19 protein-coding genes are annotated in these 17030 nt (G+C 70.6%); 17 read left to right on the forward strand and 2 right to left on the reverse strand.

Features of this window, described 5'->3' with window-relative positions; genetic code table 11:
- Window positions 1-64: 64 nt before the first annotated feature.
- The 15 genes from LH076_RS02945 to rplQ all read left to right on the forward strand — a co-directional run bounded on the left by LH076_RS02945 (window position 65) and on the right by rplQ (window position 13388).
- Window positions 65-1066: an ABC transporter substrate-binding protein gene (locus LH076_RS02945; RefSeq protein WP_227782509.1), complete on the forward strand. Its 1002-nt coding sequence runs from the start codon at window positions 65-67 to the stop codon at window positions 1064-1066.
- Complete coding sequence (locus LH076_RS02950; RefSeq protein ID WP_227782510.1) at window positions 1063-3450, forward strand: hypothetical protein; 2388 nt, start codon at window positions 1063-1065, stop codon at window positions 3448-3450. The genes LH076_RS02945 and LH076_RS02950 overlap by 4 nt, the downstream gene beginning before the upstream one ends.
- The gene (locus tag LH076_RS02955; protein ID WP_227782511.1) at window positions 3450-4319 is read left to right on the forward strand and encodes a hypothetical protein; all 870 of its coding nucleotides are present in this window, start codon (window positions 3450-3452) and stop codon (window positions 4317-4319) included. The genes LH076_RS02950 and LH076_RS02955 overlap by 1 nt, the downstream gene beginning before the upstream one ends.
- Window positions 4312-5349, forward strand: a complete 1038-nt coding sequence (locus LH076_RS02960) for a FecCD family ABC transporter permease (RefSeq protein WP_227782512.1) — start codon at window positions 4312-4314, stop codon at window positions 5347-5349. The genes LH076_RS02955 and LH076_RS02960 overlap by 8 nt, the downstream gene beginning before the upstream one ends.
- A gap of 80 nt (window positions 5350-5429) precedes the next feature.
- The gene (locus tag LH076_RS02965; RefSeq protein ID WP_227782513.1) at window positions 5430-6458 is read left to right on the forward strand and encodes a FecCD family ABC transporter permease; all 1029 of its coding nucleotides are present in this window, start codon (window positions 5430-5432) and stop codon (window positions 6456-6458) included.
- The gene (locus LH076_RS02970) at window positions 6455-7237 is read left to right on the forward strand and encodes an ABC transporter ATP-binding protein (protein WP_227782514.1); all 783 of its coding nucleotides are present in this window, start codon (window positions 6455-6457) and stop codon (window positions 7235-7237) included. The genes LH076_RS02965 and LH076_RS02970 overlap by 4 nt, the downstream gene beginning before the upstream one ends.
- Window positions 7234-8391 (forward strand): enterochelin esterase domain-containing protein, encoded by a 1158-nt coding sequence (locus tag LH076_RS02975; RefSeq protein ID WP_227782515.1) that lies wholly within the window; start codon window positions 7234-7236, stop codon window positions 8389-8391. Before LH076_RS02970 ends, LH076_RS02975 begins: the two co-directional genes overlap by 4 nt.
- Window positions 8392-8403: 12 nt before the next feature.
- Window positions 8404-9438 (forward strand): LLM class flavin-dependent oxidoreductase, encoded by a 1035-nt coding sequence (locus LH076_RS02980; protein WP_227782516.1) that lies wholly within the window; start codon window positions 8404-8406, stop codon window positions 9436-9438.
- Between the two features lie 181 nt (window positions 9439-9619).
- Window positions 9620-9841, forward strand: a complete 222-nt coding sequence (gene infA, locus LH076_RS02985) for a translation initiation factor IF-1 (protein WP_011757309.1) — start codon at window positions 9620-9622, stop codon at window positions 9839-9841.
- 25 nt (window positions 9842-9866) lie between these two features.
- Entirely contained in the window at window positions 9867-9980 is a 114-nt protein-coding gene (gene rpmJ / locus LH076_RS02990; protein ID WP_004008316.1) for a 50S ribosomal protein L36, read from the forward strand.
- Window positions 9981-10129: 149 nt separating this feature from the next.
- Window positions 10130-10507, forward strand: a complete 378-nt coding sequence (gene rpsM / locus LH076_RS02995) for a 30S ribosomal protein S13 (RefSeq protein WP_227782517.1) — start codon at window positions 10130-10132, stop codon at window positions 10505-10507.
- The gene (rpsK, locus tag LH076_RS03000) at window positions 10507-10914 is read left to right on the forward strand and encodes a 30S ribosomal protein S11 (protein WP_225282787.1); all 408 of its coding nucleotides are present in this window, start codon (window positions 10507-10509) and stop codon (window positions 10912-10914) included. The genes rpsM and rpsK overlap by 1 nt, the downstream gene beginning before the upstream one ends.
- Window positions 10915-10944: 30 nt before the next feature.
- Window positions 10945-11553 carry a 30S ribosomal protein S4 gene (gene rpsD, locus LH076_RS03005; protein WP_227782518.1) on the forward strand — a complete coding sequence of 203 codons (609 nt, stop codon included), beginning with the start codon at window positions 10945-10947 and terminating at the stop codon, window positions 11551-11553.
- 113 nt (window positions 11554-11666) lie between these two features.
- On the forward strand, window positions 11667-12683 hold the full coding sequence (locus LH076_RS03010; protein ID WP_227782519.1) for a DNA-directed RNA polymerase subunit alpha: 1017 nt from the start codon (window positions 11667-11669) through the stop codon (window positions 12681-12683).
- Window positions 12684-12779: 96 nt separating this feature from the next.
- Window positions 12780-13388: a 50S ribosomal protein L17 gene (gene rplQ, locus LH076_RS03015; RefSeq protein WP_227782520.1), complete on the forward strand. Its 609-nt coding sequence runs from the start codon at window positions 12780-12782 to the stop codon at window positions 13386-13388.
- A gap of 61 nt (window positions 13389-13449) precedes the next feature.
- On the opposite strand, the gene LH076_RS03020 is transcribed toward rplQ, so the two are convergent.
- The gene (locus LH076_RS03020; RefSeq protein WP_227782521.1) at window positions 13450-14187 is read right to left on the reverse strand and encodes a DUF72 domain-containing protein; all 738 of its coding nucleotides are present in this window, start codon (window positions 14185-14187) and stop codon (window positions 13450-13452) included.
- 37 nt (window positions 14188-14224) lie between these two features.
- Between LH076_RS03020 and truA the strand changes: the two genes are divergently transcribed.
- Together truA and LH076_RS03030 are read left to right on the forward strand one after the other, a co-directional pair.
- A complete protein-coding gene (truA, locus tag LH076_RS03025; protein WP_227782522.1) occupies window positions 14225-15067 on the forward strand; it encodes a tRNA pseudouridine(38-40) synthase TruA in 843 nt (280 codons plus the stop codon).
- Complete coding sequence (locus LH076_RS03030) at window positions 15064-15693, forward strand: class I SAM-dependent methyltransferase (RefSeq protein WP_227782523.1); 630 nt, start codon at window positions 15064-15066, stop codon at window positions 15691-15693. Before truA ends, LH076_RS03030 begins: the two co-directional genes overlap by 4 nt.
- A gap of 7 nt (window positions 15694-15700) precedes the next feature.
- Here the strand turns inward: LH076_RS03030 and LH076_RS03035 are convergent, their stop codons facing one another.
- Window positions 15701-17020 (reverse strand): cytochrome P450, encoded by a 1320-nt coding sequence (locus tag LH076_RS03035; RefSeq protein WP_227782524.1) that lies wholly within the window; start codon window positions 17018-17020, stop codon window positions 15701-15703.
- Window positions 17021-17030: the final 10 nt, after the last annotated feature.

Raw genomic sequence — 17030 nt, forward strand, 5'->3', positions numbered from 1 at the left:
TCAATCATCCGACAACTGTTAGGGTCGCCTCACCTAACCTCTCGATGATTGTGGTGCCGTACTCATGTCTGCCCGGACCCGTCGCGCCGCGGGCGCGCTGATCCTGATGCTCCTGCCCGTGCTCGCCGCCTGCGGGGGATCGGGCCAGGCCGCCGACCCCGCCGGGAGCGGAGCGACGCGGACCGTCACCGACGTCGAGGGCACCTCGATGCAGGTTCCCGTGCACCCCGAGCGCGTCGTCGCACTCAGTGAGCCGACCCTCGACGGTGCCCTCGCGCTCGGTGCCCCTCTGGTCGGGACGATCACGGGCCGCGGGCAGAACACGGTGCCGCACTACCTCGAGGATCGGGCCGGTGACCTCCAGATCCTCGGTGGCGTCGCCAATCCGAACTACGAGGCGATCGCCAAGGCCAAGCCGGACCTGATCCTCGTCGACGGCACCAGCATCAACAACAACCCGGACGCGATCGAGATCCTGCGCAAGATCGCCCCCACCTTCTATGCCGGGTACGCCGGCGGCGACTGGCGCGCGACCTTCGGACTCGTCTCCCAGGCACTCAACGAGGTGGACGCCGGGAAGAAGGTCGTGGCCGACTACGACGCGGCCGTCGCGGCTGCCAAGAAGCAGTTCGGGGCGACGTACGCCGGGAAGACGTTCTCCATCGTGCGTTGGCAGGGCGGATCGGCTTCGGTGATCCTGAAGGAGCTCCCGGCCGGCATGGCGCTGGACGACCTGGGTCTCGCGCGTCCGGCCGCTCAGGACAGGCGCGGCCGGGGCCACTCCGAGCCCGTCAGCCTCGAGAACCTCGACCAGATCGATGCCGACTACCTCTTCTTCGGCACCCTCGGCGGCTCCTCGAACGGCAACCCGGATGCGGGTGGTACCTCGGACGAGAGCGGTGCCGAGAAGGCACTGGCCGAGGCCGAGAAGGTGCCCGGCTTCAACTCGCTCACCGCGGTCAGGGAGAAGCACGTCATCCCGGTCGACGGCTCGCTGTGGACCTCCACCGGTGGGCCGCTCCTGATGCAGGGGCTCATCGCCGACGTCGTGAAGGCACTGGCATGACCGGCCTCCTCCGCTCCCTCGCCGCAGGCGCCGTCGTCCTCCTGCTCACCGTCCCCCCGGCGTACGCCGACGACGCGACCACCCCGACTGCTGCCGCGCCGAGTGCGGCCACGGTCGATGCGACGCCGACAGCACAGCCGGAGGAGTCCCCGACGGCCTCGACGAGCGAGCCGGCCGTGACCGACCCGGCGCCGGCCGTGAGTGAGGAGACGAGGGAGACGCAGAGCGAGACAACGGCCGAGCCGAAGATCGAGCAGTCGACCGCCGCTGTCTCGGCCTCGACCCGGACTGCGCAGCGGGCGACCACAGCCTGCGTCGACCACCCGGTGGTCACCCTCGGAGCCGGGGCTGCCGTTCTGGGGGAGACCCTCCGCGTGACCGGCACCGGCTGGTGCACCAGTGACGCCACGGCAGGCTCCACGATCGCCTTCAAGCTCGACTCGGGTGGCGTGTCGCACGTCGACACCAGCGTCCACACCAACAAGACGATCTGGGCGATCGTCCATGCCGAGGCCGACGGTTCCTTCGACGCCGAGATCCCGATGCCGGACGGCACTGCCGCCACCTCCACTCCGGCGGTCGGCGCCGACGGACCGCACTCCTTCACCCTGCTGACCGGAAGCCTCGGTCCGGACCCTGTGCGCTCGATCACCACCTCGGAGTTCGACCTCGTGGCGCCGGGTGGCGACGCGGCCAAGAGCCTGTGGGGCTTTCCGCTCGCGGTCGGCAGCGCGAAGGCCTGGGTCGAGCGCGCGGTTACCACAACGGAGGGCGTGCTCCGCGTCGCCGGCACCGGGTGGCTCACCAGTTCCGGCGCGCCTTCCACGATCGCGGTGAAGCTCAACGCGAGCGACTCCACGCAGTTCCAGCGGACCACCGACATCGAGCAGGGTGACGCCACCATCTGGGCGCTCTTCACCGCCGACGCGGACGGCTCCTTCGACCGTGAGCTCGACCTTCCCGCCGGCCTGACCGGCGGGCAGTACCTCACGGTCCGTCTCGCCAGCGGCAAGTTCGGTGTCGGCGACACGCAGCGCTCACTGCTCAGCCCGCTGCTCTCCGTCGACGGCACGACCTACGCCGCGCCTGAGAAGGGCGCCGACGTCGTGTGCCGCCCGACGACCGCGACCACGACGGTGAAGGTCACCACCCCGACGGTCCCGCTCGGCGGCGCCGTGACGGTCACCGGCAGCGGCTGGTGCAACCCGGCCGGGGGCGGCTCGCGCATCGGCGTCAAGATCGACGACGGCGCGATCAGCCACCTCGACAGCTCCGTGCACTCCAACCGCACGATCTGGGCGATCATCCAGGCCGACCACGCGACCGGCACCTTCACCGCCACCATCGCGCTGCCCGACGGCACCACCCGTACGTCAACCCCGGTACTCACCAACGGCGCCCACACCCTGCGTTTCCTCAGCGGATCGCTGCGCGCCGGCGACACGATCCGCTCGCTCGACGCGGACCTCGTCGTCGGCACCTACCGCCCCAACGGCAGCCCCGACCCGCTCGCAGGCTCGGCCCTCAGGGCGTCGACGCGGCACGGTCTGACGGCGACGCGCACGGCGGCCGGCAAGCTCCGCTTGACGCTGCCGCAGAGCCCCGTCGGCACGTGGGTCTTCCTCTCTGCCTACGTCGCCGACGGCTCACCGCGCTACCCGTGGACCGACCGCTGGTTCCGCCTGGACGCGCGCCATGGCATCACCGTCCGGATCCCCGAGTCGATGCCGACCGGTCGGATCCGCCTCGTCGCCCAGTCCGGTGAGCAGGGTTCGGTCGGGCAGGTGATCGGGTGGACCCGCGCCACGCTGCGCTCCGTCGTGGCCCGCACGGTCGCGGCCGTCGCTCCCGTCGTCTCACTCCCTGCCGCAGCACCGGCCGTGCCGGTGCAGCCGGTGTCGACGTACGCGGGCCTGACGCGGGTCTCGCAGCACGCCGTCACCGCCGTGCTCGCGGGCACGGTCGCCACGCTGACCTTCCCTGAGACCGAGCCCGGTGATCGGGTCTTCCTCACCGTCTACGCCGCCAAGCGCGTCCTTCCGGGCGGCTGGGTCACTCTCGACGCCCAGCGCCAGGTGCGGGCCGACCTTGGGGCGCTGGGTGACGGCGACTTCCGCGTCGTCGGGCAGACGGACGCCGGCGCCCTGGCCGGATGGGCCCAGGTGACCCTCGGCGAGCCGGTGGACGATGTCGAGTCCCCGGCCACCACCGCCACCTCGCGTGAGGAGCCGACCGTCGCACCGGCCGCGACGGACGTGCGAGCCGGCGAGGACGCTCCTTTCATCTCGGCGATGGACGGCTGGCTGCTCGCCGCGGGCGCGGTCGTACTCGCCGGAACGGGCCTGACCCTGCGCACGATCTCGACCCGGAAGGCAGGTGCGTGATGCGGCGCTACGTCCCGTGTGCCCGGCTGATTCTCCTTGCTGCGCTGGGGATTCTCGCCGTCCTCGCGGTCGGCACCTCGCCCGCGGGGGCGATCCCCGGTGACGGTGCCGGCGCCAACACGCCGGGCACGAACTCCTCGGTCTCACCCCGCACGCTGACCGCCGGTTCGACGATCCACTTCACGGTGAGCGGCTACCCGGCGGGAGAGGTCGTCTACGTCAAGATCGACGACGGCAACTTCTGCAGCAACAAGGGTGTGCACGGCGCCTGCGTCGTCCACCAGCAGCGGCTCAGCTCGACGGGAACCGCGTCGGGCTCCTTCGTACTGCCGAGTGACCTCACGCCGGGAAACCACTGGCTCAGGTTCCTGGCCAGCAAGGAGATGTCCGACGCCTCGGGCAACTACCTCGGCACCAAGGGCTGGACCACGCGACGTGGCTCCGACTTCACCGTCGTCACGGGCGGCGCGACCGGCACGGGCACCGGCGGCACCACCGGGGCCACGTCGTCGGGGCAGGCTGCTGACGAGGCGGTCCTGCCGGCGGGGGAGACCCTCGTCATCGCCGCACCCGGGGGCTCAGCCGATCCCTCGGCGAGCCCGACCCCGAGTGCGAGCGAGACGCCGGTCGACCCGGAGGCCGCCTCAGGCACCGGGATGAACCCCAACGACAAGGCCTCGGTCGAAGCCGCCGTCGAGGCGGCGATGGCGGAGTCCGACACCGGCACCGCCGCAGCCACGCGCGCCACCTCGAATGACGCCGGCTTCCCGTGGGTCGGCACAGCCGGGCTGATCGTCATGGCGGCAGCGGCGGGTGCACTGGTGATCCGAGGCCTCCGCGCTCGCGGCGGCCGTACAGCACGTGCCTGACGCCACCAGCGTCGTGGGGCAGCAACCACGCGACGCTGCCGCACGCCGCCCCGTGGTGCTGCTTGCCGCTCTCGTCGCGCTGGGCGCAACGGTCCTGGCCAGCCTCACGTTCGGCTCCCACCGTCTGGGCATCGGGGAGACCTGGCACCTCCTGCTCAGCCCCGACGGATCGACGGCCTCCGACGTCCTGCACGGCCTGCGTCTGCCGCGCACCGTCGTCGCCGGCGTCGTGGGCGCGGCCCTGGCCCTGGCCGGCTCGGTGCTCCAGACCCTCACCCGCAACCCCCTCGCCGATCCGGGGATCCTCGGCATCAACGCAGGCGCCTCGCTCGCCGTCGTACTCGCCGTGGCGATCAGCGGCGTCAGCGGGATCGGCTTCTACCTCTGGTTCGCGCTGCTGGGTGCGGCGATCGCCGCCACCGCCGTCCTCGTCCTGTCGGGCTCACGCACGGGTGTGCACAACCCCGCCCGGATCGCGCTCGCCGGCGTGGCCGTCAGTGCCGCTCTCGCCGCGCTCACGCAGACGGTGATCCTCGCGGACCAGGAGGCCTTCAACGAGTTCCGCTTCTGGGTCACCGGCTCGCTCGAGGGCCGTGGCTGGCACGAGCTGGCGGTCACCGCACCCCTCTTCGTCCTCGGTACGGTGGCAGCGCTGGCGATGGCTCCCGCGCTCAACGCCCTCGCGCTCGGTGACGACACCGCCCGCGGCCTCGGCGTCGACGTCGCGCGGGTGCGCACCGGAGGCCTGATCGCCGCCGTGCTCCTGGCCGGTGGTGCCACCGCCGCAGTCGGGCCGATCGGCTTCGTCGGCCTGGCCGTGCCGTTGCTGGCCCGTGCCCTTGTCGGCCACGACCAACGCTGGATCGCGGCGGTGAGCCTCGTGCTCGGCGCCGCGTGGCTGCTCGCCGCTGACACGCTCGCCCGCGTCATCCTGGTTCCCTCGGAGGTGCAGGTCGGCGTGATCGCCGCCCTCGCCGGCGCACCGGTCTTCATCGCGATCGTCCGGCGACGGAAGGTGCCGTCGCTGTGAGCGAAGCGCGAGACCCGGGCGGTCCGAAGCTGACGCGCGGGCCGCACCGTCGGGTCGAGCTGCGAGCGAACGATGTCGCTATGACCGGCCACGTCATCCTGCGGGCCGGGTCGTGGTCGGTCCGCTTCCGACGCCGCAGCGCCCTGGCCCTGGCCGCGCTCGTCCTCGCGATCGCCGTGGCCGCCACGATCGCCCTCATGCTGGGTGACTACGACCTCGGCCCGGCCGACGTCTGGCGTGCCCTCATCGGCGGCAGCGACGACCCGCTGGCCACCTACTTCGTCCAGGAGCTGCGCGCCCCGCGCATCGTCGCCGCGGTCACGGTGGGCGCCGGGTTGGGTGTCGCCGGCTCGCTCTTCCAGAACATCACGGGCAACCCGCTCGGCAGCCCCGACATCCTCGGCTTCACCACGGGTGCGGCGACGGGGGCGCTGCTGCAGATCATCGTCCTCGGCGGGGACAGCGACGCGGTGGCGATCGGCGCACTCGCCGGAGGGCTGGGAACGGCCCTCGCCGTCCACCTCCTCACCCGCCAGGCCGGACTGACCGGGCAGCGCCTCATCCTGGTCGGCCTCGGCGTCGGGGCGCTGTTGGCTGCGGTCAACGCCCTCCTGGTGGTCCGTGCCAGCCTGGTCGCCGCACAGACCGCGGCGCAGTGGCTCGCCGGGTCGCTCAACGCGATGCTCTGGCCGCGGGCGCTCCTGACGCTGGTCGCCGTCCTCGTCCTCGGCGCAGCAGCCGTCGCGCTCGCCCGCCCCCTCGACCAGCTCGCCCTCGGCGACGACGTGGCGCGCAGCTCCGGCATCCCGGTCACCCGCGTCCGCACCGCGGCGGTCGTCGTCGGGGTCGCCCTGGTCAGCGTCGCCACCGCCGCGACCGGGCCGATCGCCTTCGTCGCCCTCGCCGCTCCCCAGCTCGCCCGGCGCCTGACGGGATCCGCGACGCCCGGGCTCGCCGGCTCGGCTGCCGTCGGCGCTCTGCTCGTCCTCATCAGCGACGTGCTGGCGCAACGGCTCTTCGCCCCCACGGAGCTCGCCGTCGGTGTCGTCACCGGCGCCCTCGGAGGCGCCTACCTGATCGTGCTGCTCATCCTCCGGAGGAACCGATGACACGTCTCGAAGCCGCCAACCTCGCCGTCGGCTACAGCGCGACCGCCCGGATCATCGACGGGCTCGACCTCGCGATCCCCGACGGCCGGCTCACGGTCATCGTCGGGCCCAACGCCTGCGGCAAGTCCACCCTGCTGCGCGCCCTCGCGCGACTCCTGCCGGCGGCCTCCGGTGCCGTCACGCTCGACGGCCAGCCGCTGTCGGCGTACGACGGCAAGGCGCTCGCCCGGCAGATCGGGCTGCTCCCGCAGAGCCCGACCGCGCCCGACGGCCTGACCGTCGCGGACCTCGTGGCCCGTGGCCGCTATCCGCACCAGGGCCTCTTCCGGCAGTGGTCGGAGGCCGACGAGCGCGCCGTCGCCGCGGCGATGACCGCCGCGGACGTGACCGGCCTCAAGGACCGGGCGGTCGAGGAGCTGTCTGGTGGCCAGCGGCAGCGGGTGTGGCTCGCGATGGCGCTGGCACAGGAGACCGAGCTGCTCCTCCTCGACGAGCCCACGACCTACCTCGACCTGGCCCATCAGCTCGAGGTGCTCGACCTCGCCCGGCGCCTCGTCAGCGAGGGGAAGACCGTCGTGACCGTGCTGCACGAGCTGCACCTCGCCTTCCGGTACGCCGACCACCTGGTCGTCATGCGCGACGGGCGCGTGCTCGCCACCGGGTCACCGGCCGACGTCGTCACCCCGGCGCTGATCCGCGAGGTCTACGACCTCGACGTGCGCGTCATCGAGGACCCTGTCACCGGCACGCCGCTCGTCATCCCCGAGGCCCGACCATGAGCCAGCGGCGACCGCCCAAGGTTCCGCGCCCGACGCCGGTCCCGCGGGTGCCCTCACCGAACCCGCTGCCCGAGCGGACCACCGTCGACGGCGACACGTTCACCTTCGTCTGGCGTGACACCGACGGCGAGGCCGAGGCCGTGCTCCTCTTCGCCAATCGCCTGACGGACGAGACCTCGCTCGCCGACACGCTCCTCGAACGCCTCGACGGCACCGACCTGTGGCAGGCGTCGTTCCGGATGGGCGCCGACTGGAGGGCGTCCTACTCCTTCCTCGTCCAGCGGCGCGGCGAACCGGCCCCCTGGATGGCCGACGGTGACCAGGTCGCGATCCGCACTGCGCTCGACCACGGTCGACCCGACCCGAGCAACCCGCTGAACTGCCGCAACCGCGCCGGCGTGCTCCAGTCCGTGGTCGAGGGCCGCGACGCAGCCGAGCAGCGCTGGCTCGCTCCGCGCGACGGCGTCGAGCGGGGAAGGATCACGCGTCTCGCGGGCCCTGACGGCCGCACCGTCTGGCTCTACGACCCACCTGCGACCGACGACCGTGACGAGCTCCCGCTCCTCGTCGTCCTCGACGGTGAGGTCTGGGTCGGCGGGCCCGACGGGGCGCAGTCGCTGCCGACCACACTGGACAACCTGCTCGCCGACGGCCTCGGACCGGTCCGGGCCGTCTTCGTGGACTCCGGCGGCCGTGAGGCACGGTGGGCCGACCTCTCCTCGGACGGGTCGGGGGCGTCGTACGTCGCCGACGACCTGCTCCCGTTGATCCGCACGCTCCGCGGGGTCAGCCCGGGGCCGTCCGCCATCACCGTGGTGGGCCAGAGCCTGGGCGGACTCACCGCGTTGCGGCTCGGACTCACCCGACCCGATGCCGTCGGGGGAGTGGTCTCGCACTCGGCCTCCCTGTGGCAGGACGGGCTGCTCGACCTCACGCCGCCACCCGGGCTGCGGGTCTTCCTCAGCAACGGCTCGCAGGAGTGGGTGCTGGACCGACCGCATCGCGCCCTCACCGACCACCTCCGGGCCGCCGGTGTCGACGTCGAGGTCAGCATCCACAACGGCGGCCACGACTACGCGTGGTGGCGTGGCGGCGTCGCGGAGGGGATCGTGTGGCTCGCGGAATCAACGGACGGGTGGAGTCGTTCCTCCTAGGTGCGTCTCTCCGTGCTCGACCTCGTCCCCGTCCGCTCCGACCAGACCAGCGCAGACGCCGTCGCGGCGTCCGTGCGCCTCGCGAAGCTTGCGGACGAGCTGGGCTACCACCGCTACTGGGTGGCCGAGCACCACAACATGCCTGCCGTCGCGGCGACCAACCCGCCGGTCCTGATCGGGCTCCTCGCCGGCGCGACCCAGCGGATCCGGGTCGGCTCGGGCGGGATGATGCTGCCCAACCACGCGCCGCTCGTCGTCGCCGAGCAGTTCGCGCTCCTCGAGGCCGCCTTCCCGGGCCGGATCGACCTCGGTGTCGGCCGTGCCCCGGGCACCGACCCGGTGACCGCATGGGCGCTGCGCCACTCGGGCCCTGCCGACGCCGACGACACGGTCAACCGTTTCCCGGAGATCCTCGACAACCTCGCCGCAATGATGGACCCGGCCGGCGTGTCGGTGACCGTCGCCGGCCGCCGCCACGCCCTCAACGCCACCCCTGCCGCCGGCTCGGCGCCCGAGCTCTGGGTCCTCGGCTCCAGCCAGTACGCCGCCGGCCTGGCCGCCAGCAAGGGGCTGCCCTACGTCTTCGCCCACCACTTCGCCGGCACCGGCACGCGCGAGGCGCTGGAGCTCTACCGGAGCACCTATGTGCCGAGCGAGGAGCACCCCGAGCCTCGAACCTTCCTCACCGTCAATGCCGCTGTCGCCGAGACGGCCGACGAGGCCGAGCGCCAGGCGCTGCCCCAGCTCCTCACGATGCTCCGGCTGAGGACGGGTGCGCCGCTGGCCCCCCAGCAGCTGGTCGAGGAGGCCGAGCTCACCCCGATCGCCGACGCGCAGCGCCCGATTGTGGATTCCATGCGTGAGCGGTGGATCATTGATGACGCCGCCGGCGCCCTCAAGCGCCTCCGTGCCCTCGCCGACGAGTTCGGTGTCGACGAGGTGATGGTGAACCCCGTCGGGGGAGCGCACGTGGGGGAGGACCCGCGCACCGCGCCCGGGCGTGAGCAGACGCTCCGCCTGCTGGCCGCGGGCCGCGCGGATTGGTGAATCGGCCGGCGCCGGTCCTAGACTGGCGTGTCGGCCCAACGTGGGTCTGTGCTGCCATGCCTTGCGGCTAACCGTTTGCGGGGATCCGGTGTGACAGACGGCTTCACGAGGTCCACTCCCTCACCCGAGGGAGAGGTTCCCGGGTCGAACGGTAGACGACCGACAAGCAGTTAGTGAGGACATGCCGAAGAAAGAAGGCGTGATCGAGATCGAGGGCACCGTCGTGGAGGCCCTCCCCAACGCGATGTTCCGAGTGGAGCTCAGCAACGGGCACAAGGTTCTCGCCCACATCAGCGGCAAGATGCGCCAGCACTACATCCGCATCCTCCCCGAGGACCGCGTGGTGGTGGAGCTGTCGCCCTACGACCTGACCCGCGGACGCATCGTCTACCGCTACAAGTAGCCGCTACGAGGAAAGAAGGCTGGCCATGAAGGTCAACCCGAGCGTCAAGCCGATCTGTGACAAGTGCAAGGTGATCCGTCGCCACGGCCGCGTCATGGTGATCTGCGAGAACCCGCGCCACAAGCAGCGCCAGGGCTGAAGCCCGCACCACAACTGAATACCAAGCATCGAGTTGCTAGCCGTCGCGACATCGCGCCGGCGAAGCACCCCCGGAGCAGAGGCCGGGGCTCAGGCGCCACCTGGGACGCACCTCGAACGACACCCCTGCTGAAACACTAAGGAATCCACATGGCACGCCTCGTTGGTGTCGACCTTCCGCGCGACAAGCGCGTGGAGATCGCACTCACCTACATCTACGGCATTGGCCGTACCACCTCCCAGCAGCTCTTGGCCGCCACGGGTGTTGACCCCAACACCCGCGTCCACGCCCTCTCCGAGGACGAGCTCGTCGCGCTGGCGAAGGAGATCGAGACCCGCAACCTGACGATCGAGGGTGACCTCCGTCGCGAGGTCCAGGGCGACATCCGCCGCAAGATCGAGATCGGCTCCTACCAGGGACGCCGCCACCGCATGGGCCTCCCGGTCCGCGGTCAGCGCACCAAGACCAACGCTCGTACCCGCAAGGGCCCGAAGCGCACCGTTGCCGGAAAGAAGAAGGCCAAGTAATGCCCCCGAAGAGTCGTCAGGCTGCGGCGAAGACCAAGATCCGCCGCAAGGAGAAGAAGAACGTTGCTCAGGGCGAGGCCCACATCAAGAGCACGTTCAACAACACGATCGTCACGATCACGGACCCGACCGGTGCTGTGATCTCGTGGGCCAGCGCCGGCACCGTCGGTTTCAAGGGCTCGCGCAAGTCCACCCCCTTCGCCGCTCAGATGGCCGCCGAGGCCGCTGGTCGTCGTGCGATGGACCACGGCATGAAGAAGATCGACGTCTTCGTCAAGGGCCCGGGCTCGGGCCGCGAGACGGCGATCCGCTCCCTGGGTGCGATCGGCCTCGAGGTCGGCACCATCCAGGACGTCACGCCGACCCCGCACAACGGCTGCCGCCCGCCCAAGCGCCGTCGCGTTTGATCCACCTGAGACGAAAGAGAGACTGAAGAAATGGCCCGTTACACCGGTCCCATGACCCGTAAGTCCCGCCGTCTCGGCGTGGACCTCGTCGGTGGGGACAGCTCGTTCGAGAAGCGTCCCTACCCTCCCGGCCAGCACGGCCGTGCCCGCATCAAGGAGTCCGAGTACCGCTCGCAGCTCCAGGAGAAGCAGAAGGCCCGTTTCACCTACGGCGTCCTCGAGAAGCAGTTCGCCAACTACTACGCCGAGGCGCACCGCCGCTCCGGCAAGACCGGTGACAACCTTCTCCAGCTGCTCGAGACCCGCCTCGACAACGTGGTGTACCGCGCCGGCTTCGCCCGCACGCGTCGCCACGCCCGTCAGCTGGTCAACCACGGCCACTTCCTGGTCAACGGCGTGAAGGTCAACATCCCGTCGTACCAGATCTCGGCCCACGACGTCATCGACGTGCGTGAGAAGAGCTGGGGCATGACCCCGTTCATCGTGGCTCGCGAGACCCACGGCGAGCGCGTCGTCCCGGCGTGGCTGGAGGCGTTCCCGAACCGGATGCGCGTCCTCGTGCACCAGCTCCCGACCCGGGCCCAGATCGACATCCCGGTCCAGGAGCAGCTCATCGTCGAGTACTACTCGAAGCTCTGATCATGTAACACCCCATCGGTGTCCCGCTCGTGCGGGGCACCGATGGGTCAACTTCCGTCACCTCTGTTAGTTCGGGCCTGTCATATAGCGGGTAGGTCCGGGAAGGAAAATAAGTGCTCATCGCACAGCGTCCCACCCTGTCGGAAGAGACCGTCGACGAGTTCCGCTCGCGGTTCGTGATCGAGCCCCTCGAGCCGGGCTTCGGTTACACCCTCGGCAACAGCCTCCGTCGCACGCTCCTGTCGTCGATCCCGGGTGCCTCGGTCACGAGCATCAAGATCGACAGCGTCCTGCACGAGTTCTCGACCATCGAGGGCGTCCGCGAGGACGTCACCGAGATCATCCTCAACCTCAAGGGCCTCGTCGTCTCCTCCGAGCACGACGAGCCCGTGACGATGTACCTGCGCAAGTCCGGTGCCGGTGACGTCACCGCCGCCGACATCGCGCCGCCCGCCGGTGTCGAGGTGCACAACCCCGACCTGAAGATCGCGACCCTGTCCGACAAGGGCAAGATCGAGCTCGAGCTGGTCGTCGAGCGTGGCCGCGGTTACGTCTCCGCCGTCCAGAACAAGGGCGCCGACAACGAGATCGGTCGCATCCCGGTCGACTCGATCTACTCGCCGGTGCTCAAGGTCAGCTACAAGGTCGAGGCGACCCGTGTCGAGCAGCGCACCGACTTCGACAAGCTCGTCATCGACGTCGAGACCAAGGCCTCCATCGCCCCGCGCGACGCGCTCGCCTCGGCGGGCAAGACCCTCGTCGAGCTCTTCGGCCTCGCCCGTGAGCTCAACGTCGAGGCCGAGGGCATCGACATCGGCCCGAGCCCGGTCGACGAGCAGCTCGCTGCCGACCTGGCCCTGCCGGTCGAGGACCTGAACCTCACCGTCCGCTCCTACAACTGCCTCAAGCGCGAGGGCATCCACACCGTGGGTGAGCTCATCGGTCGCTCGGAGCAGGACCTGCTCGACATCCGCAACTTCGGTGCCAAGTCGATCGACGAGGTCAAGCTGAAGCTGCACGAGATGGGCCTCTCGCTCAAGGACAGCGCTCCGGGCTTCGACCCGACCGCCGCCCTCGCCGCCTACGGCGACGATGACGACGACGCGTTCGTCGAGGACGAGCAGTACTGATTCTCTGAACCCGGGGCGGCGACCGCCGCCCCGGGCCAAATCCCCTCCGGGGGTCGACCCGGTACCTCACACGGCCGGATTTGAAAGGAAGGCATCATGCCTACTCCCAAGAAGGGTGCCCGCCTCGGCGGCTCGCCCGCGCACCAGAAGCTGATCCTCTCGAACCTCGCCACGGCGCTGTTCGAGCACGGCCGCATCACCACGACCGAGGCCAAGGCCCGGACGCTGCGCCCGCTCGCGGAGAAGCTCATCACCAAGGCCAAGAAGGGCGACTTGCACAACCGTCGCGAGGTCCTCAAGACCATCCGCGACAAGTCGGTCGTGCACACGCTCTTCACCGAGATCGCGGAGACGTTCGCCGAGCGTCCGGGCGGCTACACCCGTATCACCAAGCTCGGTCCGCGCAAGGGCGACAACGCCCCCATGGCGGTCATCGAGCTCGTGACCGAGGCGTACGCCCCCAAGGCCCCGACCAAGAAGGCTGCTGCCGAGGAGCCCAAGGCTGGTCCGGTCGCCGAGACGCCGGCTGAGGAGACCCCCGTCGAGGAGGCCGCCGCGGCCGCCGATGAGGTCGCCGAGGTCGAGGCCGTCGACGGCGCCGAGGCTGCTGCCCTCGCCGACGAGGCCGTCGCGATCGCCGAGTCGACCGACCAGGACGCTGCGGCGCCTGCCGAGCAGACCACGGAGCCGACCGAGGAGGCCTGAGCCCCCTCGCAACGCACCAAGGAGCGCCCGTCACCGTGAGGTGGCGGGCGCTTCTGCGTTCCTACCGTCCGTCGAGCAGGTCCAGCAGCTCTCGTGCATTGGCCGGCGCATGACCCGAGCCGTCGTTGTCGAAGTAGCCCCAGACCTCGCGGCCGTCGACGCGCCATGCCCTGATCTGGTCGGCCCACGCCTCGAGCTCCGCACGGGAGTAGCGGCCGGCGTACAGGGGTGCCGACGTGGGGCCGTGCCACCGGCAGTAGACGAAGGGGCCGGTCACGCGCTTCACCGTGTGGAGTCCCGTCCCGTGCGTGAGGACGAAGGCGGCCCCATGCTTGGTGAGGATCTCGGCCACGTCATCGTCGTCCCACGACGGGTGCCGCAGCTCCATCGCCAGGGGTATGCCGACGGGCACCCGCTCCAGGAACGCGGCGAGCCTCTCGTCGTCCCGCGGGAGGTCGCCCGGCAGCTGTACCAGGCAGGGCCCGGCCTTCGCCCCGAGAGCCTGATGTGCCGCCGCCAGCCGGTCTGACCACGCGCCCTCCGGGTCGCGCAGCTTGCGGCCGTGGCTGAGCCACCGCGAGGCCTTGAACGCCATCGCGAAGCCGTCGGGCAGCGACCTGCTCCAGCCCTCGAACGGCCGGACACCCGGCCAGCGGTAGAACGATGCGTTGAGCTCGACGGTGTCGAAGCGGCTGACGTAGAAGTCCCGCCACTTCGACCGCGCCAGGTCCTCCGGATAGAAGGTGCCGGCCCAGTGGTCGTAGGTCCATCCGCTGGTCCCGATGCGCACGCCGTCCATGCAGGCTTGATACCCACCTGATGGGAGACTGTGCGCCGTGCGGATCCGGATCGACTTCGCCTACGACGGCACCGACTTCAGCGGCTGGGCGATGCAGCCCGGTCTGCGGACCGTTCAGGGCGAGCTGCAGGCCGCGCTGGCGCAGGCGCTCCGGCTCGAGGAGGCGTGGGTCACCGTCGCGGGCCGCACGGACGCCGGCGTCCACGCGCGGGGGCAGGTCTGTCACGTCGACGTCGACGAGCCCGTCCTGGTGCAGGCTGCAGGCCGGTCGCCGCAGACGCCTGTCGATGCGCTGACGCGGCGGCTCAACGGGATCCTGCCGCCGGACATCCGCATCCATCGCAGCAGTGAGGCGCCGGCGTACTTCGACGCGCGCTTCTCCGCGACCTGGCGGCGCTACGCCTATCGCGTCGCCGACGACACGACCTCCTATGACCCGCTGCGGCGCCACCACGTGCTGCACTGGCCGCGTCCGCTCGACGTCGGCCTGATGAACCGGGCGGCGGCCGACCTCGTCGGCCTGCGCGACTTCACGACGTTCTGCAAGGCGCGTGAGGGCTCGACGGCGATCCGGGAGCTGCGCGAGCTCCGCTGGGAGCGCGAGCCCGACGGTACGGCGACCGCGACCGTTCTGGCCGACGCGTTCTGTCACTCCATGGTCCGGAGCCTGGTGGGCTGCCTGATCGCGATCGGCGAGGGGCGCAAGGACGTGAGCTGGGCCCGGGCGGAGCTGGAGGCACAGCGACGCTCGAGCTCGATCCACCTCGCCTCGCCGCGCGGTCTCGTGCTCGAGGAGGTCGGCTACCCGCCTGACGAGGAGCTCGAGGGCCGACTGCTCATCACGAAGAACCGCCGGACGGCTGATGAGGTGGACGCATGAGTGACGCGCCTGACGAGACGGAGCAGGAGCACTACTTCTCCGCGGACCCGTCGGTGCCGTTCGAGCGCATCCCGGTCAGGGCCGAGGTATGGGACGAGACGCTGCCGTTGGTCAGTGGATCGGGCGTCTTCGCGAAGGGACGCCTGGACATCGGCACGTCGGTGCTCTTCAAGGAGACGTCGCCGCCAGCCCTCGCGGCCGGGCAGCGTGTGCTCGACGCCGGCTGCGGCTACGGCGTCATCGGACTCGCTCTCGCCCGGCTTCTACCCGAGGTGGAGGTGGTCGGCGTCGACGTCAACGAGCGCGCGCTCCTGCTCGCCAACGAGAACGCCGCGAGCCTCGGTCTGGCCAACTACCGCGCCGTCCTCCCCGACGACCCGGACGCGCAAGGGGAGTGGGACGAGATCTGGTCCAACCCGCCCATCAGGATCGGCAAGCCGGCTCTCCACGAACTGCTGCTGACCTGGCTCCCGCGTCTCACCCCCGACGGGCGTGCGGTCATGGTCGTCGGCAAGAACCTCGGCGCCGACTCACTCCAACGCTGGCTCGGTGAGCAGGGCCTCCCGACCACAAGGATCGGATCGGCCAAGGGCTTCCGGGTCCTCGAGACGCGCCGCGAGGCGTGAGCTCGACTCAGACGGTCACCGGCGCGCCATGGAGGTGCACGGGCAGCCGGTCCAGGCCGTAGACGATCGACAGGTTGCGGAAGCCGAGCTCATCGAGGTCGGAGGTCGCCATGGCCAGGTCGGGGAAGCGGCGGGCGAGGCCGGTGAGGGCGGCGCGGAGCTCCATCCTCGCGAGTTCGGCACCGACGCAGCGGTGCATGCCGTGGCCGAAGGCGAAGTGCATCGTCTCGGCGTTGCGCAGGTCGAACTGCTCGGGGTTGGGTATCACGGCAGGGTCGCGGTTGGCGCCGGAGAGCGAGACGATGACGACGTCGCCCTTGCCGATGGAGTGGCCGAAGAGGTCGTGGGAATGGCGCGCGAAGCGCGGGAACGCGATCTGGACCGGGCAGAGGTAGCGCAACAGCTCGTCGACGACGGAGTTCACCTCCGCCGGCGTGCCCTCGCGCAGCAGGCGGTACGCCTCGGGGTTCTGCGTCAGCACGTAGGCACCCATGGACAGCATCGCCGCGGACGTCTCGTAGCCGCCGAGGAAGACGCCGTCGGCAAGCCCGCCGAGCTCGACGTCGTCGAACTCGTCGCCCTTGGTACGGATGATCTCGCCGATCATGCCGTCACCGGGGTTGTCCCGCTGGCGACGTACGGTCTCGATCAGGAAGCTGCGCGTCTCGGAGGCGGCGTCGAAGGCGCCGGCCCCGCCCTCGGAGACGTCGAAGCGGGCGATGCCGAGATCGTGGAACTCGTCGCGGACGTCCTCCGGCATGCCCAGGAGGTCGCAGATGACGCGGAAGGGGATCTCGAAGCCGAAGAGGTCGACGAGGTCGACGGTGCCGTCGCCGGCGGCGGCAGCGGACTCCATCTCGTCGAGGGACTTCTCGACGATGGCCTCGATGCCCTCGTCAAGGCGACGGAGTCGACGCATCGTGAACTCCGGAGTCAGCACGCCGCGTAGGCGGGTGTGATCGGGCGGGTCGGTGAACCCGAGGCCGCCGACGCCGTCGGCGCCGCTCTGGTCGCGCTTGCCCAGGAGGTGGCGGATGTCGTTGGAGTACGACGTCATGTCGGCCAGGACGACCTTGGCCTCCTCATGCCCGGAGACCAGCCAGATCTTGATACCGAGGATGTCACCGAGTTGATGGATCGGGTCGATGGCCCGCTGTTCGGCCAGTTGCGGCACCGGATCTACGCGCAAGCGCCGCAGCGGGTAGGTGAGGTGCTCGGGGACCCTCTTGAGAGTCGTGATGTCGGGCAGGCCGCCCGACGTCTTCCGCATCGCCCATCGCAGCACGATCTTGCGCGCGGCTGCCCTGAGGCCCCCAACCACTGCCATGGCTCTAGTG

Origin of the sequence: Nocardioides sp. Kera G14 (genome assembly GCF_020715565.1) — a bacterium.
Taxonomy (GTDB): domain Bacteria; phylum Actinomycetota; class Actinomycetes; order Propionibacteriales; family Nocardioidaceae; genus Nocardioides.